We start from the raw sequence: 18097 nt of genomic DNA on the forward strand, positions 1-18097 counted from the left end.
GTCGGCCAGCGCCGTCAACACCGGCCGCAGCCCCGTCCCCTTGATCCAGTCGAGGACCGGGTCCTCACCGCCAGCAGATGCAGTACGTCGTCTCCCAGGCGTCGACGGCCAGGCCGAGCGACGCCAGCCGCCTCCAGATACTCCGCCGGGTCCAGAACGCGATGCGGGCCGCGCAGGACCCGTCCAGGCGGTCGCGCCAGCGCGGCGACTCGCACAGGTCGTGCAGCAGCGTGTGCGACGGCGAGTCGTGGTTGCCGGGACTGGAAAGGCGAGCACCCCGCCCGGGGAGAGCGCCGCGGCCCACGCGGGGAACGCGTCCGCATGACCCGGCACCCACTGCAGCGCCGCGTTGGAGACGATCAGGTCGAGCGGCCCGATCGGGCCCAGTCCGCGGCGTCCGCCCCCGCGAAGGAGATCCGGCCGCCGCGGCCGTCCGGCCCGCGTGTGCCTGGGCGTCCCGCAGCATCTCGGGCGAGTTGTCCAGCCCGGTGATCAGGGCGTCCGGCCAGCGCTCGGCGAGGAAGGGCCGTGACGTTGCCGCGCCGCAGCCGAGGTCGACGATGCGGGCGGGGCCGGCGGCCGGCAGGTCGGGGATGCGGGCCAGCAGGTCGAGGAAGGGGCGGGTGCGGTGGCCCTCGTGACGCAGGTACTGCGCGGGGTCCCAGGTGGTGGCGGCGTGCGGCATGGTGGTCCTCCCGTGGAGCGGGCGTGCGGCCGGCCCTCCTCTCAGCATCCCCCTCCGCAAGTATCTTGACGTCAAGAGACTTCATATCGACAGACCCACTACACTGATCTCATGGAGGACGAGGTCGATCGGCTGGTCGCAGCATGGCGCCGGGAGCGCCCTGACCTCGACGTGGAGCCGCTGGAGGTGCTCAGCCGGGTCAGCCGGCTCGCTCGCCACCTCGACCGCGCCCGTCGACTGGCCTTCGCAGAGCACCAGTTGGAGCCCTGGGAGTTCGACGTGCTGACCTCGCTGCGCCGGGCCGGGGCGCCCTACCAGCTCTCTCCCCGGGCAGCTGCTCACCCAGACCCTGGTCACCTCGGGCACCATGACCAACCGGATCGACCGGCTGGCCAAGAAGGGCCTCGTGCGGCGCGAGCCCGACCCCAACGACCGGCGCGGCGTGCTGGTGCGGCTCACCGAGGAGGGGCAGGACAGGGCGGACGAGGCGCTCGCCGGGCTGCTCGCCCAGGAGCGCGCGATCCTCGCCGAGCTCTCCACCGCCCAGCGCCACGAACTGGCCGGGTTGCTACGCCAGTTGACCGCCCCGTTCGACAACGTCCCCGGCTAGGTCCACCGGGCCGACCCCGGGCGCGGCGGGCCAGCGCCACCGCGGCGAGCGTGGAGTGCACCCGAGCTTGCCCAGCACGTTCTGCATGTGGGTGCGGACCGTGTGCGGGGAGAGGTAGAGCCGCTCCGCGACGGCCTTGCGGCCCAGCCCGGCCACCATGCAGCGGAGCACCTCGCGCTCGCGCGGGGTCAGCGACTCCACCAGCCGCTCGCTCTCCGTGCGGTGCTTGCGTGCGGCCGTGAGCTCCCGCAGCACGCCGCGTGAGCAGCGCGGGCGGCAGGTGCGTCTCGTCCCTCAGCACTCCGCGTATCACCGCGAGCAGGCGCGAGAGCGAACAGTCCTTGGCGACCCAGCCGCCGGCGCCGGCCTGCAGCGCGGCGGGCCGCCCCGCCGCGGGTCGTCGCGCTCGGCGAGGACCACCGTCCGCACCCCCGGGGTGGCCCGAGCGCACCCCGGCCACCAGCGAGATGCCGTCCACCACGCCACCGCCGTCCGGCCCCGGGCCCTGCCGGCCGGGCGGCCGCCGCTGCTCCGGGCCCGGGCGGCCTCCACGGCCACCGCGCCCAGATCGGCGTCGATCAGCAGGACGTCGTAGCGACGTCCCTCCACCGCCGCGCGCTCCAGCGCGCGCAGCGCAGCCGGCCCGCTGCCGGCCGCCGAGACGTCCACGTCCTGCTCCGCCGCGAGCGCGGCGGCGAGGGACTCGGCGAAGATGCGGTGGTCGTCGACGACCAGTACCCGAATACGTGCCACAACCACCCCCAAATCCGGGGAGGCGCGCAGTGCGGGTACGGCGCCCGGTACGGAGCCGTCGTCCCGGCGCGCGGCCGCCGCCGCGCTCCGACAACTACCCCGCCCCGGGCGTCGTACCTGCCTGTCTCGCCCCCTGATCGGCGTCGGCCCCCACCGACGCTCTGCTCAGCGTACGGCCGGGGTACGACAACGGAAGCCGATTCGCAAAACTGCTTGACCCGGATGTTTATGGTGAGCTTTCTGTTCAGTATTGAGGCGGTGAACGACGCGGAACGACGCGATGTGACGCACGGATGGCCCAAGCCCCCGCGGCACCGCAGGTCAGTTGGGCGACGCGCAGCGGCCTCCGGGTCAGCGGTCGCGCCGCGCTCCGTCCTCCGGCGCCACGGCGAACACCCGCGGCGGCCGGTGCCCCCCGGCGGCGAAGGCCGCGTCCACGTCACGCGCCACACCCGCCGCGTCCGCCTCCTCGGTCAGCACCACCACCGAGCCGCCGAAGCCGCCGCCGGTCATCCGGGCGCCCAGCGCCCCGGCCCGGCAGGCGGCCGCCACGGCCAGGTCCAGTTCGGCGCAGGAGACGGCGAAGTCGTCGCGGAGCGAGGCGTGTCCGGCCGTGAGCACCTCCCCGACGGACCGCGGGTCCCCCGGACTCCAGACGGGACACCACCCGGGCGACGCGCGCCTCCTCCGTCACCACGTGCCGCACCAGGGGAGCCAATCCGGGCTTCAACTGCCTCAGTGCTCCGTCAAGTTGCGAAGGGGCCAGGTCGCACAGCAGCCGTACGCCGAGCGCCCGCGCGCCCGCCTCGCAACCGGCGCGCCGCGCCGCGTACGCGCCGTCCCGCAGCGCGTGGGCGGCCCGGGTGTCCACGACCAGGAGCCGCAGCCCGTGCGCCGCGGGGTCGAACGGGACCTGGCGCAGGGCGAGATCGCGGGTGCGGAGGTGCAGCACGTGGCCCGTGGTGCAGCACGCCGCGGCCGTCTGGTCCATGATTCCGCAGGGCACCCCGGCGAAGGCGTGCTCGGCGTCCCGGGCCAGCCCGGCCAGTTCGCGGCGGTCCGCCTCCTGCCCGGCGAGCCCGGTCAGGGCCAGCGCCACGGCCAGTTCCAGGGCCGCCGAGGAGGACAGCCCGGCGCCCAGCGGCACGTCCGTCTCCACGTGCACGTCCGCGCCGTCCGGCCCGTACCCGGCCCGGCGCAGCGCCCAGGCGACGCCCGCCGGGTAGGCGGCCCAGCCGCATACGGAGCCCGGTTCCAGCTCCGCGACGGCCAGTTCGGCCGGCTCGTCCGGGAAGTGCGCGGAGTGCAGCCGCAGCAGCCCGTCGGCGCGGGGCGCGGCGGCCGCCCAGGTGCGCCGCGGCAGAGCGAGGGGCAGCACGGAACCGCCGTTGTAGTCGGTGTGCTCGCCGATGAGGTTGACGCGGCCGGGCGCGGACCAGACGCCCGCGCACGCGGTGCCGAACACCGCGCGGAAGGCGTCCGCGACGCGCCCGGCCCGGCTCAGCGGGCCTCCTCCTCGGCCGGGCGGTGCGCGGACTCCGCCGGGCGGCGCGCGAAGTCCCAGGCGTCCGCGATGATTCCGGCCAGGTCCGGGCGGCGCGGCCGCCAGCCGAGGACCTCGCGGGCCCGCTCGGCGGAGGCGACCAGCACGGCGGGGTCGCCCGGCCGCCGGGGACCGGTGCGCTGCGGGATCGGGTGGCCGGTGACCTCGCGCGCGGTCTCGACGACCTCGCGGACGGAGAAGCCGCTGCCGTTGCCGAGGTTGCACACCAGGTGCTCGCCCGGGCGGGCGGCGGCCAGGGCCAGCAGATGGGCCTCGGCCAGGTCGGCGACGTGCAGGTAGTCGCGGACGCAGGTGCCGTCGGGGGTCGGGTAGTCGTCGCCGTGGACGGCGATCTCCGCCCGGTCGCCGAGGGCGACCCGCAGGACGAGCGGGACCAGGTGCGACTCGGGTTCGTGCCGCTCCCCCCAACGGCCGTGCGCGCCCGCCACGTTGAAGTAGCGCAGCGAGACGCCGGCCAGCCCGTGGGCCGCGCACTCGGCGGCGATCATGTGGTCCACGGCGAGCTTGCTCGCGCCGTACGGGTTGGTGGGGGACGGCCGGGGAGTCCTCGCCGATCGGCACGGCGGCCGGTTCGCCGTAGGTGGCGGCGGTGGAGGAGAAGACCAGGGTGCGCACGCCCGCACCGCGCATGGCGTCGAGCAGGTCGAGCGTCCCGCCCACGTTGTTGCGCCAGTACTTCTCGGGGTGCGCGACGGACTCGCCGACCTGGGAGCAGGCGGCGAAGTGCAGCACCGCGTCGTACGAACCGTCCAGATGGCGCGCCGCGTCCTGCACGCGCCCCTCGATGAAGCGCGCGCCCTCCGGGACGGCGTCGCGGTGGCCGGTGGAGAGGTCGTCGAGCACGGTCACGGTGTGCCCGGCCGCCAGCAGATGGGCCGCGACGACGCTGCCGACATAGCCCGCACCACCCGTGACCAGGCACTTGCTCGTGTTCATTCGCTTGCTGCCTCTCGCAGTCGCTCGGCCGCGGCCTCCGGCGGCACATCGTTGATGAACACGTTCATGCCGGATTCGGAACCGGCGAGGAACTTGAGCTTGCCGGGAGTGCGGCGGACGGTGAAGACCTCGAGGTGCAGGGCGAACTCCGCGCGCAGCGGGTGGCGCACGGGGGCCTGGTGCCAGCCGCTGACGTACGGGGTGGGCGGGGCGTCCGGGCCGAAGAGCCGGTCGAAGCGGCGCAGCAGCTCCCGCTGGAGCCCCGGCAGCTCGGCCCGCGCGGCCGCGCCGAGGGCGGTCAGGCCGGGCACCCTGCGCCGGGGGTGCAGGTGGACCTCGTAGGGCCAGCGGGCCGCGTACGGCACGAACGCCGTCCAGTGCTCCCCGGCGAGCACCACGCGCCGCCCGTCGGCCTCCTCGGCGGCCACCACATCGTCGAAGAGGTTGCGGCCGGTGCGCCCGCGGTGGGCGGCGACGGAGGCGAGGACGCGCTCCGTGCGCGGGGTCACGAACGGGTACGCGTAGATCTGGCCGTGCGGATGCGTGAGGGTGACGCCGATCTCCGCGCCCCGGTTCTCGAAGCAGAAGACCTGCTCGACGCCGGGGAGGGCGGACAGCTCCGCCGTGCGGTCCGTCCACGCCGCGAGGACCAGGGCGGCCCGCTCGTCGTCCAGGGCGGCGAAGGAGCCGTCGTGGTCGGCGGTGAAGCAGACGACCTCGCAGCGGCCGGGCCCGGCGAGGGCGGGGAAGCGGTTCTCCAGGACGACGACCTCGTAGTCGGCGGCCGGGATCTCGGTCGGCCGGCCGTCGCGGGTGGGGCACAACGGGCAGGCCCCGGGCGGCGGATGGTAGGTGCGGTCCTGGCGGTGGGAGGCGACGACCACCGTGTCGCCCAGCAGCGGATCGGTGCGCAGCTCGGTGCCGCGCCCGGCCGGGGCGAGGGGGGCGCGGGTCGGCGGCGTCGCGCGCGGCCCCGTCCCGGGCGTCGTAGTAGAGCAGCTCGCGGCCGTCCGCGAGCCGGATCGCGGTCTTCCTCACGCCCTCGGCTCTCCTCACCGGTGCCTTCCCACCCCGCGCTTCACAAGGAACCATGAGGCAACAACGCGGTCAACCGTGAACGAGGAGTCCCCATGGGCGACTTGCACGATCCGCACGCCATGCGCGACCTGGCCGACGGGCTCCGGCTCCCCGTCGACGGCCTCGACTACGCCATCCTCGCCCTCTACTTCGCCGTCGTCCTGGGCGTCGGCTGGGCCGCCCGCCGGTCGGTGCGGACCAGTCTGGACTTCTTCCTGGCGGGCCGTTCGCTGCCCGCCTGGGTCACCGGCCTCGCCTTCGTCGCCGCCAACCTCGGCGCCACCGAGATCCTGGGCATGGCCGCCAACGGCGCCCAGTACGGGGTGTACACGGTCCACTGGTACTGGATCGGCGCGATACCGGCCATGGTGTTCCTGGGGCTGGTGATGATGCCGTTCTACTACGGCTCCGAGGTGCGCTCCGTACCGGAGTTCCTGCTGCGCCGCTTCGGGCCGTCCTCGCACCTGCTGTCCTCGGTCATCTTCGCCGTCTCCTCGGTGCTCATCGCGGGCGTCAACCTCTACGCGATGGCCATCGTGCTCCGGTCGCTCCTCGGGTGGCCGCAGTGGGTGGCCGTGGTCGTGGCCGGTTTCTTCGTCCTCGCCTACATCACCCTGGGCGGCCTGACCTCGGCCGTCTACAACGAGGTCCTGCAGTTCTTCGTCATCCTGGCCGCGCTGATCCCCCTGACGGTCGTCGGACTCGAGCGCGTCGGCGGCTGGGACGGGCTGGACGACGCGGTGACCGCGCGGCGCGGCGGGGACTTCCTCACCGCCTGGGGCGGTACGGGCATCGGCCACGCCAACCCGCTGGGCGCGAACTGGCTCACCATCGTCCTGGGCCTCGGCTTCGTCCTGAGCTTCGGCTACTGGACCACCAACTTCGCCGAGGTGCAGCGGGCCCTGTCCGCGAAGGACCTCGGCGCGGCCCGGCGCACCCCGCTGATCGCCGCGTTCCCGAAACTGCTGATTCCGCTGGTGGTCGTGGTGCCGGGCCTGATCGCCCTCGCGGTGGAACCGGCGCTGGGCACGGCCGGCAGCGGGCTCAGCTACAACGACGCGATCCCCGTCCTGATGCGCGACCTGCTGCCCAACGGGGTGCTGGGCCTGGCCGTGACCGGGCTGCTCGCGGCCTTCATGGCCGGGATGGCGGCCAACGTCTCGTCCTTCAACACGGTGTTCACCGGCGACATCTGGGCCGCGTACGTGCGGCCGGGCCGCGACGACGCGTACTACCTGGCGGCCGGGCGGGTGGTGACCGTGCTCGGGGTGCTCGCGGGCATGGGGGACGGCGTTCCTCGCCGCGTCCTTCTCCAACATCATGAACTACCTCCAGACGCTGTTCTCCTTCTTCAACGTCCCGCTCTTCTGCGTCTTCGTCATCGGGTTGTTCTGGCGGCGGACCACCGCGGCGGGCGGCTTCTGGGGGCTGCTGTCCGGCACCGTGGCCGCGATGGTCCACTACTTCGTCCTCTACCGGCAGGGGATCGTGTCCATCCCCTCCGACCAGGGCGCCAACTTCGTCTCCGCGATCGCCGCGTTCGCGGTCGGCGCGGTGGTGACGGTCTCGGTCTCCCTGTTCACCGAGCCCAGGCCGGCGGCGTCGCTGGCGGGGCTGGTCCACGGCATGCGGCCGCCGGACGCCCCGGCGGGCGACGACCCCTGGTACCGCAGGCCGGCCGTGCTCGGCTGGGGCGCGGTCGTGCTCGCGGCCGCCTGCTACGTGCCCTTCTCCTTCTGATCGGGGATCGCTATGAACGACCGCACGGGGCCGCCCCGGCTCTTCGACATACGCCTGGTCATCGGCGGGCTGTTCACCGTCTACGGCGTCGTCGTCACCGTCGCCGGGATCACCGCCTCGGACGAGGACCTGGCCAAGGCCCAGGGCATCAACATCAACCTCTGGACGGGGCTGGGCATGCTCGTCCTCGGCGTCCTGTTCCTGGTCTGGCTCAGGCTCCGCCCGGCCTCCCCACCACGCCGCGGGAAGTAGCCGGCAGGCCGCCGGCGGCCCGGTCCAGCAGCCCGGTGCGGGCCGCGAGGGCCGCGGCCTCCAGCCGGGAGCCGACCCCGAGCTTCATCAGGACCCGCTGGACGTGGGTGCGTGCCGTGCTGGGCGCTATGCCCATCCCGGCGGCGATCAGCCGGGTGTCCTCGCCCTCGGCGACCCGCACCAGCACCTCGACCTCGCGCGGGGTCAGCAGCTGGAGCAGCCGGGCGCCCTCGTCGTCGGGCTGGGCCGCCGGGTTGAGCAGCTCGGTGAACGCGCCCTGGAGCAGCTGGGGTTCGACCGCGGCCTCGCCCGCGCGGGCCTTGAGCATGGCCCGCTCGACGCCCTCGATGCGCTCGTTGTGCCGGACGTAGCCGGAGGCACCGGCGGCGAAGGCCGCCGCGATGCCCAGCGGGCTCGGCACCGGCCCGAGCACCACGACGGCGACCTGCGGCCGCTCCCGCTTGATCCGGACGACGGGCTCGAACGCCCCCGGCTCGGCCGGGGCCGCCGTGCCCAGCAGGCACACCTCGGGAGCGCGGCTCACCACCAGATCTGCCGCGCCCCGCGCTCGGCGCGGCCGCCGCCAGCACCCTGTGCCCGCGCAACTTCAGCGCCGAGGCGAGGGCCTCGGCCAGCAGTCGGTGGTCATCGACCACCATGAGCCGCACGCCCATGCGCTGCCCCCCTGTCGCCCGCGTACGTCTCCGTGTCGTCGACGTAGCCACGCTCTTACGTCGCTACGTCTCTTTGTCGCCCTCTTGCCCCCGGAAGCTACACGCTTGTTCGACGTTCCGCGCCCCCTACTCGTGAGAAGTCCCCCGGAATGCCGAAATCCCTGCCAATCACGTGTACTTCGCGTCTGAAACGGATCGTTCAGGCATGTACGCGCGATGGACAGGGATACGGCGTCGAGCGCTCGCCAAATGATCAGCGGAGCGTCAACCGGTCGTCAACCACGGTCAGTCGATCGAGGGCGGTACGACCAGGGTCCGGACCGGTCAGCCGGTGCCCCAGATCATGGCGATGTACTCCTTGCCGTCCGCGAACGGGCTCGGCTTGTGGATGTAGTTGCGGCCCAGGTAGAGCCGCCCCTGCGTCCAGATGGCCTGCTCGAACTGCGGAGAGATCTGGCTCTCGACCTTCTGCGTGTCGAGCGGGTTCTTCAACAGCTCCTGCGCGGCGAAGGTGTTCGGGTCGATCCGGACGACCGATCCGCCCGCGCGCCAGCTCGCCGTCCGGTAGACGATGGCCGCGCCGTCCTTGTCCGTGCCGATCGGCACCATCGTGGAGCTCACCCGGCCGTCGGTCCTGCCCTTCGCCCGGCCGTTGGACAGGTCGTACGCCACAACCTCGTTGACGCGGCCGGCCCTCGCCGGCCTTGCCGGTCTGGTGGTCGTCCGACGGCATGTAGAAGGTGTCCTTGGAGACGGCGATCTTGTAGCAGCCCTCCACGTTGGTCGAAGGGCAGCGCGGGACGAACTTGCCGTTCTCCGTGGCGATCTTGCTGCGCAGCTTGCCGTCCTTGCCGCTGTCGTCGATCGCCATGAAGTCGGAGACGCCGTTGCCCGTGTGGTCACCCGCGTTGACGCCGATGACCAGGGGGTCCGTCGACACCACGTGCACGTAGTTCAGCCCGCTGGGCACCTTGAAGGAGGACTTGGGCATGCCCGTCACCGGGTCCAGCGTCTGGACCTTCATCTGCGGGCGCTCGTAGTCGCCGCAGCGCTGCACCGCGACGAGCTTGTTCCCGCCGCCGTAGCCGTCGTCCCGGCAGGAGTCGTCGGCCTTGGGCTTCCACAGCTCCTTGCCGTCCAGCGACCAGGCGGCGCCGCCGCCCAGGCCGCCCGCGGCGACGGTGCCGCCGCCGACGGTCACTTCGGCGAACGTGACCTCCTTGTCGCCGAGTTTGACCGATTTCTGCCACAACTTCTTGCCGTTGTTCAGGTCGAGGGCCACGACCTGGTTGCACGGGCCGCCGTACGGCTTGCTGTCGCTGGGCGGCGCCTGCGCGACCAGCACGGCCGTCTTGCCGTCGGCCGTGACGTGCTTGGGCGCCGAGCAGATGTCGCCGTCCAGCGGGATCTCCCACTGCTTGCCGCCGGTCAGGCCGTAGCCGACCACCTTGTCGAGGTCGCCCTTGGCGAAGACCTTGTCGGTGACCCACATGCCGCCGGCGGGACGGCTGGTGTCCTTGATCGGGACCAGGTCGGCGCCGAAGAGGAACTTGCCTTCCTGGGCCTTGCCGACGTCCTTCTTGCCCTGCTCGGCGCCCTTGGCGCCCTTGTCGCCCTTGTTGTCGGGGGCGGTGTCGGCCTTGTCGTTCTTCGTGTCGTCACCGCCGCCCTGGGCGGCGTACCAGATCCCTCCGCCGAGGAGGAGCGCGAAGGCGGTGACGGCGCCGACGACGACGGCCGTGCGCTTCTTGTTCTTCGCCGGGGGCGGGGGCGGGGGTGCGTACGAGCCTTGCGGGTACGGGCCCTGCGGGTACGCGGCCGGGTAGCCGTAGCCGCCGGGGGGCGGCGGGGGCGTCTGCGGGTAACCGTACGAGGGGGCAGTGGGGGGCGTGGGGGGCGCGACCGGGGGCGCCGACGGGGCGGGTGGCGCTGTCGGGGGCGCCGGAGGTACCGGCGGCGCCGGCTGGGCCGGGGGCGGTTGGGGCGGCATGGCGGGAGGAGCCCCGAAACCGGGGGGCTGGTCCTGGGGTGCGCCGAAGCCTTGGGGGGGCTGGGGCGGCTGTGACATCAGCTTGCCTCTTTACGCATGGACGCGCGGAACCCGCCGGCCCGGGCGGCCTCCCCCGCGATCCCGGTCACGCCATGGCGCCGGCCGGCGCGGGCGCTCTCCCGGGAAGGAGCGCATCGGGTGCGGATCCCGCCGGTGAGCGGCACGTGAGCGGGTGTTCTTTGTATCACCCGGTAATACGGGGGGATGGGCTGCTTGTGGGTGGGCGGGGGAGCCGATACCGGGCTGTGACGAGACCGTTGTGAGGGGGTTGTGCCAGGTGGGGTGTCGGGGGTTGGAGTTGCCCCGCCCCGCCCTTTCTCCGTTTCCCGGGGCAAGTCCCCGGCCCCGAGCCGCCCTTCGGGCACCAGCGGGGGCTACGCCCCCTGCACCCCGAATCGCCCTCCGGGCGATGTCCTCAAGCGCCGGACGGGCTGGAGGGTGCTCCCCGGGGGAGTTCGGAGGACGGGGCGGCGAAGCCGCGCCCCGGAGTCGGGGCGGGGCAGCCCTGCCGGGGCTCAATGGCGCAGCCCGGCAGGGGTCCAGGGGGCGGAGCCCCCGGTGGGGCCAGGGGCGCAGCCCCGGTTGGGGGCGCAGAGGGCGCAGCCCCCGGTGGGGGCCAGAGGCGGAGCCCCGGTCGGGGGCGCAGAGGGCGCAGCCCCCGGCGGGGGCCAGAGGCGGAGCCCCGGTCGGGGGCGCAGAGGGCGCAGCCCCCGGCGGGGGCCAGAGGCGGAGCCCCGGTCGGGGGCGCAGAGGGCGCAGCCCCCGGCGGGGCCAGGGGCGCAGCCCCGGTTGGGGGCGCAGAGGGCGCAGCCCCCGGCGGGGGCCAGAGGCGGAGCCCCGGTTGGGAGTGCAGGGCGCGCAGCCCCCGACGGGGTGCGGGGGGGCAGAGCCCCGGTTGGGGGTGCAGGGGGCGGAGCCCCCGCCGGGGTGCAGGGGCGGAGCCCCGCCCGCCGCGCGGAGCGCGGGCCCCGCGTGCGGCAGTGCGCCGGGGGTGCCCCCTCCGGGGGAGGGGTGGCGCAGGGGCGGCAGCCCCTGTGGAGACGGGGAAAGGGCGGGGCGGGGAGGAAACCCCCGCGCAGCCCAGCCGCCCTACACCTCCTCCGCCAGCTCCAGCCAGCGCAGCTCCAGTTCCTCCCGCTCCCCCGCCAGCTCCCGCAGCTCCGCGTCCAGCTTCGCCACCGCCGCGAAGTCCGTCGCCTGCGCGGCGATCCGCTCGTGGAGCTTCGCCTCCAGCTCGCTCACCTTGTCGAGCCGGCGCTCGATCTTCTGCAGCTCCTTCTTCGCGGCCCGCGCGTCCCCGGCGGACTTCGAGGGCTTGGCGGCGGCGGGCGCCGGCGCAGGGGCGGCGGCGCTCAGCACCGCTTCCCGCCGCTCCAGGTACTCGTCCAGGCCCCGCGGCAGCATCCGCAGGAAGCGGTCGCCGAGCAGCGCGAACACCCGGTCCGTCGTGCGCTCCACGAAGTACCGGTCGTGGCTGATGACGACCATCGAGCCGGGCCACCCGTCGAGCAGGTCCTCCAGCTGCGTCAGCGTCTCGATGTCGAGGTCGTTGGTCGGCTCGTCGAGGAACAGCACGTTCGGCTCGTCCATCAGCAGGCGCAGCAGCTGGAGCCGGCGGCGCTCACCGCCGGACAGGTCCCCGACCGGCGTCCACTGCTTCTCCTTCGTGAAGCCGAACTTCTCGCACAGCTGCCCCGCCGTCATCTCCCGGCCCTTGCCGAGGTCCACGCGGTCGCGCACCTGCTGGACGGCCTCCAGCACCCGCATGGCGGGGGGAAGTTCGGCCACCTCCTGCGACAGGTAGGCCAGCTTCACCGTCCTGCCGACGACGACCTTGCCCGCCGCGGGCTGCTTCTCGCCCTCCGACCGGGCCGCCTCGGCGAGCGTGCGCAGCAGGGAGGTCTTGCCGGCGCCGTTGACGCCGACGAGGCCGACCCGGTCGCCGGGGCCGAGCTGCCACGTCAGGTGCTCGATCAGCACCTTCGGACCGGCCTGGACGGTGACGTTCTCCAGGTCGAAGACCGTCTTGCCCAGCCGGGAGCTCGCGAACTTCATCAGCTCGGCGTTGTCCCGCGGCGGCGGCACGTCCGCGATCAGCTCGTTCGCCGCCTCGATGCGGAAGCGCGGCTTGCTGGTGCGCGCCGGGGCGCCGCGCCGCAGCCAGGCGAGCTCCTTGCGCATCAGGTTCTGCCGCTTGGCCTCCTCGGTGGCGGCGATCCGCTCCCGCTCGGCGCGGGCGAAGACGTAGTCGCTGTAGCCGCCCTCGTACTCGTGGACCGTGCCGCGCTGGACGTCCCACATCCGGGTGCAGACCTGGTCGAGGAACCAGCGGTCGTGCGTGACGCAGACGAGCGCCGAGCGGCGCTCCCGCAGGTGGCCGGCGAGCCAGGAGATGCCCTCGACGTCCAGGTGGTTGGTGGGCTCGTCGAGGACGACGAGGTCCTGGTCGGCGATCAGCAGCTTCGCCAGGGCGATGCGCCGGCGCTCGCCGCCGGAGAGCGGGCCGATGACGGTGTCCAGGCCCTGCGGGAAGCCGGGCAGGTCGAGCCCGCCGAACAGCCCGGTGAGCACGTCACGGATCTTGGCGTTGCCGGCCCACTCGTGGTCGGCGAGGTCGCCGATCACCTCGTGCCGGACGGTCGCGGAGGCGTCCAGCGAGTCGTGCTGGGTGAGGACGCCGAGGCGCAGGTGGCCCGCGTGGGTGACGCGGCCCTTGTCGGCCTCCTCCAGCTTGGCGAGGACGCGGATGAGGGTGGTCTTGCCGTCGCCGTTGCGGCCGACCACGCCGATCCGGTCCCCCTCGTTGACGCCGAGGGAAATGCCGTCGAGCAGCGCACGGGTGCCGTACACCTTGTCGACGGCTTCCAGATTGACCAGGTTGGCTGCCATGGGGGTGAGGCTCCTCGCTTCGGGATACCCCTCCAGGATCCCATGCCCCCACCGGGCCCCGGACTAGACCCTGGCCGCCTCCACCGGCCGGGTGCGCAGCGCCGCCCACGCGGGCAGCAGCGTCGCGCCGAGGGTCACGGCCACGGCTCCGGCGACGATGCCGAGGTAGACCGTGACGGGCCCGTACGGCAGGACGCGGTCGGAGGCGGAGAGGGCGAACGGGACGAGCGCGGTGGCGGCCGCCAGCGTGCCCAGGACGACGCCGACCAGGGCGACCAGGCTCCCCTCGACCGTCATCATGCGCAGCACCTGGCCCTTGGTCGCCCCGGTGAGCCGCTGGAGCGCGAACTCCTTGCGGCGGTTGCCGACGGCGACGGCGGTCGTGTTGACGACCGAGACGACGGTGTAGGCGACGAGCATGCCCACGACGAGGTAGTTCACCCATGCCTGGGTGCGGGTGTCCGCGGCATGCCCGGCGGTCAGCGCGTCCCGGTCGCGGACCTCCAGCCCCGGGTGGCGTCCGGCGAAGCGGCCGAGCGCGGCCATGAGCCGGTCGCGGCCGGTGCCGTCGGCCGCGCGGACCACGATCTGCGACGGCAGGCCGCGGGTGGTGTGCGGGGCGAGCAGTTCGACGCCGGTCAGGGCGTGCTCGTAGCCCTCGCGGGCGGCGACCAGGGCGACCACCCGGACGTCCGCGGCGGTGCCGTCGCCCAGGCGCAGCCGCAGGGTGTCCCCCACGCCGCGGTGGATCCGGCGGGCGAGCGGCTCGGGCAGGGCGACGGCGTCGCCGCGCAGCGCGGCCAGGCTGCCGGCGGTGACCCGCGCGCCGACGGTCCGTTCCGCCCCGTCCGCGCCGATGCCCGTCAGGGGCAGTCCGCGCTTGCTCTCGCCGCCGTCGTGCGGGCTCTCGGTGTAGCCGGTGCTCGTGACGTACGGGCTCGCGGCGGCGACCTCCGGCAGCCGGCGCACGGCCGCCGCCAGGGCCGGGTCCACGCCGGCGGGGGAGGTCAGTACGGCGTCGGCGCGCAGGTCGTCGGCGAACGCCTTCCCGGTGAGGGCGGCCGTGCTGGTCTGGAGGTAGATCATGCCGGTGGCGAGGGCGGTCACGAGCATCACCGGGGTGGCGACGGCGGCCGTACGGACCGCCGTGGCACGGCAGTTGAGGGCCGCGAGCCGGCCGGACGCGCCGGTGAGCAGGCGCACGGGCCAGTACAGCAGCACCGTCACGGCCTTGGTGAACCACGGGCCGAGCAGGGCGAGGCCGACGGCCGCGCACATCACGGTGGGTCCGGCGGTGCTCGCCGCGACCGGGCCGCGCAGGACCAGCGCCGTGACGATGCCCAGCGCGGCCGTTCCCGCCAGGAACAGCAGCCCCAGCAGGAGCCGGACGGGCGTGAACCACCGTTCCTGGACGGCGGCTTCGCCCAGCGCCTCGACCGGGCGGGCCGCCACGGCGCGCCGGGCACCCAGGAGCCCGCCGCCCACCGCGGTCAGCAGGAGCGCCCCGAACGCGGGCATCGCCGGGATCCACCCCTGGCCGAACTCCAGGGTCTCCGCGGCCATTCCGCTGTCCACCAGCGCGTCGAACAGCCGCCGGCCCACGACGGGCCCGGCGAACCAGGCGGCGGCCGCCGCGAGGACCGCGACCAGCAACGTCTCGCCGACGATCATCCGGCGCAGCATCCCCTTGCCGGCGCCGACCGCCCGCAGCAGGGCGAGTTCACGGCGGCGCTGCTGCGCGCACAGGCCGACGGTGCCGGCGACGACGAACACCGAGACGGCGACGGCGAGTCCCCCGAACACGCCGGAGAGGGCGATCAGATCGCCGGCGCCGCGGACGGCTTCCGGGTGCTCGACGGTGCCGCGGTCGTCGCCCGTCAGCACGGTCGTCCCGGTCGCGCTGCCGAGGGCTTCGACGACCCGCTCGCGGACGGCGTCGCGGTCCGCGCCCGGCTCGGTGACGATCGCGATGTCGGCGACCGTGCCCGGGTGGGGGGCGAGGCGCTCGGCGTCGGCGGTGGCGAAGAACAGGGTGGGGCGCGGGACTTGGCCGCTGTGGGCGATGCCGCTGAGGCGGTACGCGGCCGCGCTTCCGCCGTGGGTGGCGATGCGTACGGTGTCGCCGACGCGCTTGCCGGTCCGGGCGGCGAGGTTCGTGTCCAGCACGACCTCGCCGGGGCGGGGGGCGGTGCCGTCGAGCCCGTACGGGGTGAGCGCGGCGGACTCCCAGCCGTGGGCCTCCGCCGCGCCCGCGCGGTCCAGGGTCACGTCGAAGGTGCGCTCGCCGACGGCGCGGCGGACGCCGGGCACGCGGCCGGCCCGCTCCGCCAACCCGGCCGGGATACCGGCCCGTTCGGGAAGCACGGCCGCGTGCTTCTCCCCCGGCTGCCGGTACGTGCGCTCGCCCGTGACGACGATCGGGGCGCCCGCGAGGCGCTGCGGCGGCACGTTGTTGCGGATCCCGGTCTCCATGAGGCCGCCGCAGGCCATGACGATGGTCGCGCCGATGGCGAGGGCGAGGAAGGTGGCGAGGAATCCGCCGGTGCGGTGGCGCAGGGAGCGCCGGGCGAGCTTGCCGATCATGGGATCGACGGTAGGGGTGGGCGGGGGTGCGGGCCCATGGGAGCAGCGGGTGTTGTGGGGGTGGGGACAGCCCTACCCCTGGGGCGGGGGGCCTGTTGGGGGTTTTGCCCCGGTCCCGCCCTTTCACCGTTTCTTCCGGGGCTGCGCCCCTCGGCCCGGCACCGCGCTCCGCACGGTGAAGCGGGGGCTGCGCCCCCTGCACCCCGCTTCCGGGGCTCCGCCCCGGACCCCGCAATGCGGCTTCGCCGCATTGTCCTCAAGCGCCGGACGGGCTGGATCGACGCGCCATTTCAGCCCGTCCGGCGTTTGAGGACTGGGGGTACCCCCTCTGGGGGAGCCCACAGGGCGCTTCAGGGGTCCAGGGGCGCAGCCCCGGTCAGGGGTCCAGGGGGCGGAGCCCCCGGTGGGGCGCAGGGGCGAAGCCCCGCCACCGCGCGGAGCGCGGGCCCCGCGCGCGGAGCGCGCGCCGCGGGGTCGCGCAGGGGCGCAGCCCCTGTGGGAAACGGTGAAAGGGCGGGCCGGGGGCGGAAAACCCTCAGGCCACCACCACCGCCCCCTCCACCGGCCCCGCCGCCCCCCGCACCGCCCGGCACGTCCCCGACGCCGCCAGCGCCGCCGCCACCCGCTCCCCGTCCTCCCGGGACTTCACCAGGAAGGCCGTCGTCGGGCCGGAGCCGGAGACCAGGGCGGCCAGGGCGCCCGCCTCGGTGCCGGCGGCGAGCGTCGCCGCCAGCGACGGCCGCAGCGAAAGCGCCGCCGGCTGGAGGTCGTTGGAGTGGGAGACGGACGCCGCCAGCGCCGCCGCGTCGCCCGCGCGCAGCGCGGCGAGGAGCGCGGGGGAGGCGGACGGCTGGCCCGGCCCCGGATCGGCACCCGCGGCCGCCCGCAGCCGGTCGCACTCGCCGTAGACGGCCGGCGTCGACAGGCCCCCGTCCGCGACGGCGAAGACCCAGTGGAAGGTGCCGCCCGTCTCCAGCGGGGTGAGCACCTCGCCCCGACCCTCCCCCAGACGCGGCCCACGGATCAGACTGAAGGGGACGTCACTGCCCAATTCCGGCACAGATGATCAGGAGTTCGGAGCGCGAGGGCACCGGTGCCCCAGAGCGGCGTCGCACGCCACCAGCGCGCCCGACCCCGTCCGCGCTCCGAACTTCGCCGGCCATGCACCGGCGACGGGGATGTCCTTGTCGATGTGGATATGGACGTCCGCCGTACGCCCGTACCGCCCGGCGAGGGCCGAGGGCGGCCCTGCGCGGCCAGGTTCCGAGGCGTCCGCGGCACCTGCGCCGCGTCCGGCCCGGAGCAGTCACCCGCAGCCCGTCGCGGCGTGACGGTGACGTGGTCGTACAACGACACGCGAGGAAGACGTTGGGCCAGCGCGTGGAAAGCGTCGGACCGCGGCCCGGCGATCGGCGAGCTGGACGTTGACCTTGGCGGGCACGCGGACGGTGACGGACGAGGGCGACGACGCGGTACACGGGGAACAGCTCCTCAAGGGGCAGGCGGATCAGTCCTGCTTGGCTCGGCGATGGCCCACGAACTCGTCGACCGTCAGCGACTCCCCGCGGGCCTGCGGCGAGACCCCCGCCAGCGACCAGCGCGGCCTCCGCGCCGCGGAGCCCCGCCCAGCCGGCGAGCGCGGCGCGCAGCGTCTTGGCGCAGCTGGGCGAACGCGGCTGTCCACGACGGCGAAGACCTCCGCCTTGGTGGCCGTGGTCTCGATGGGCTTCGCACGGCGCACCAGCGACACGAGGCGGAGTCGACGTTCGGGGCGGGCCAGAAGACAGTTGCGGCCGATGGCGCCGGCCCGCTTCACCTCGGCGTACCAGGCGGCCTTGACCGTGACGCGCACGCCGTAGACCTTGGAGCCGGGCGGGGCGGCCAGCCGTCGGCACACCTCGGCCTGCAACCATGACCAGGAGTCCGCTCCTGATGCTGCAAGCGGTCGTGAGCATGTAGTGCAGCAGCACAGGGACGCGCGACGTTGTACGGGAGGATTGAGCGACCAGCGCGGTCGGCCTGGCCCTGGGCCGGCGCAGCTCTCGATCGCGCATCGCGTCGCTCGTGCACGCAGGGAGAAGCGGTCGGCGCGGCACGGGCAGCCGGCGGCGACGGTCGAGGGCAGCGTGCGGCCGCGAGCACGGCGTCGATCTCGACGGCGACGCCTCGGTCGGCCGCCTCAGCAGGCGAGGTCGCGAGGCAGGAATAGCGACGCAAGCTCTGCTCACCCTTTTCTTCTGGGATCATTTGTAAATCTGCAATAGGGGGTAAAAGGGGGGGGGGG

General features: G+C 74.3%; 5 protein-coding genes and 9 pseudogenes. 3 read left to right on the plus strand and 11 right to left on the minus strand.

Going from position 1 to position 18097, the window contains the following annotated elements; all coding sequences use genetic code 11:
- Positions 1-64 precede the first annotated feature (64 nt).
- Positions 65-685 (minus strand): methyltransferase domain-containing protein, encoded by a 621-nt coding sequence (locus ABD794_RS00470; protein ID WP_344960311.1) that lies wholly within the window; start codon positions 683-685, stop codon positions 65-67.
- 111 nt (positions 686-796) lie between these two features.
- On the opposite strand from ABD794_RS00470, the pseudogene ABD794_RS00475 reads away from it, so the two are divergent.
- A pseudogene (locus tag ABD794_RS00475) lies at positions 797-1295 on the plus strand (MarR family winged helix-turn-helix transcriptional regulator).
- Here the strand turns inward: ABD794_RS00475 and ABD794_RS00480 are convergent.
- The 4 pseudogenes from ABD794_RS00480 to galT form a co-directional block, all read right to left on the minus strand.
- Positions 1254-2048 (minus strand): annotated as a pseudogene (locus ABD794_RS00480) (response regulator transcription factor). The pseudogenes ABD794_RS00475 and ABD794_RS00480 overlap by 42 nt on opposite strands.
- Before the next feature lie 351 nt (positions 2049-2399).
- Positions 2400-3552, minus strand: a pseudogene (gene galK, locus ABD794_RS00485) (galactokinase).
- Positions 3549-4548 (minus strand): annotated as a pseudogene (gene galE / locus ABD794_RS00490) (UDP-glucose 4-epimerase GalE). The pseudogenes galK and galE overlap by 4 nt, the downstream one beginning before the upstream one ends.
- Positions 4545-5586: pseudogene (galT, locus tag ABD794_RS00495) on the minus strand (galactose-1-phosphate uridylyltransferase). The pseudogenes galE and galT overlap by 4 nt, the downstream one beginning before the upstream one ends.
- A gap of 119 nt (positions 5587-5705) precedes the next feature.
- Here galT and ABD794_RS00500 point away from each other — a divergent pair.
- Both ABD794_RS00500 and ABD794_RS00505 read left to right on the plus strand, forming a co-directional pair.
- Positions 5706-7365, plus strand: a pseudogene (locus tag ABD794_RS00500) (sodium:solute symporter family protein).
- 12 nt (positions 7366-7377) lie between these two features.
- Positions 7378-7617, plus strand: a complete 240-nt coding sequence (locus ABD794_RS00505; protein WP_344960312.1) for a hypothetical protein — start codon at positions 7378-7380, stop codon at positions 7615-7617.
- Here ABD794_RS00505 and ABD794_RS00510 read toward each other — a convergent pair.
- The 6 genes and pseudogenes from ABD794_RS00510 to ABD794_RS00535 form a co-directional block, all read right to left on the minus strand.
- Positions 7577-8291 (minus strand): annotated as a pseudogene (locus ABD794_RS00510) (response regulator transcription factor). The gene ABD794_RS00505 and the pseudogene ABD794_RS00510 overlap by 41 nt on opposite strands.
- A gap of 253 nt (positions 8292-8544) precedes the next feature.
- Positions 8545-10281 carry a PQQ-binding-like beta-propeller repeat protein gene (locus ABD794_RS00515; protein ID WP_344960313.1) on the minus strand — a complete coding sequence of 579 codons (1737 nt, stop codon included), beginning with the start codon at positions 10279-10281 and terminating at the stop codon, positions 8545-8547.
- Between the two features lie 1149 nt (positions 10282-11430).
- Positions 11431-13230, minus strand: a complete 1800-nt coding sequence (locus tag ABD794_RS00520) for an ABC-F family ATP-binding cassette domain-containing protein (RefSeq protein ID WP_344960314.1) — start codon at positions 13228-13230, stop codon at positions 11431-11433.
- A gap of 63 nt (positions 13231-13293) precedes the next feature.
- Entirely contained in the window at positions 13294-15813 is a 2520-nt protein-coding gene (locus tag ABD794_RS00525; protein ID WP_344960315.1) for an ABC transporter permease, read from the minus strand.
- 535 nt (positions 15814-16348) lie between these two features.
- Positions 16349-17308 (minus strand): annotated as a pseudogene (locus ABD794_RS00530) (4-(cytidine 5'-diphospho)-2-C-methyl-D-erythritol kinase).
- A gap of 12 nt (positions 17309-17320) precedes the next feature.
- Positions 17321-17994, minus strand: a pseudogene (locus ABD794_RS00535) (ribosomal RNA small subunit methyltransferase A); the annotation flags it as partial.
- Positions 17995-18097: the final 103 nt, after the last annotated feature.

The sequence above is a fragment of the Streptomyces thioluteus genome (assembly GCF_039535865.1).

What these genes read in the sequence shown, in the direction of transcription:
- ABD794_RS00525 (WP_344960315.1), bottom strand. Translation starts at nt 15,813, where the DNA reads ATGATCGGCAAGCTCGCCCGGCGCTCCCTGCGCCACCGCACCGGCGGA.
- ABD794_RS00515 (WP_344960313.1), bottom strand. Translation starts at nt 10,281, where the DNA reads ATGCCGCCCCAACCGCCCCCGGCCCAGCCGGCGCCGCCGGTACCTCCG.
- ABD794_RS00470 (WP_344960311.1), bottom strand. Translation starts at nt 685, where the DNA reads ATGCCGCACGCCGCCACCACCTGGGACCCCGCGCAGTACCTGCGTCAC.
- ABD794_RS00505 (WP_344960312.1), top strand. Translation starts at nt 7,378, where the DNA reads ATGAACGACCGCACGGGGCCGCCCCGGCTCTTCGACATACGCCTGGTC.
- ABD794_RS00520 (WP_344960314.1), bottom strand. Translation starts at nt 13,230, where the DNA reads ATGGCAGCCAACCTGGTCAATCTGGAAGCCGTCGACAAGGTGTACGGC.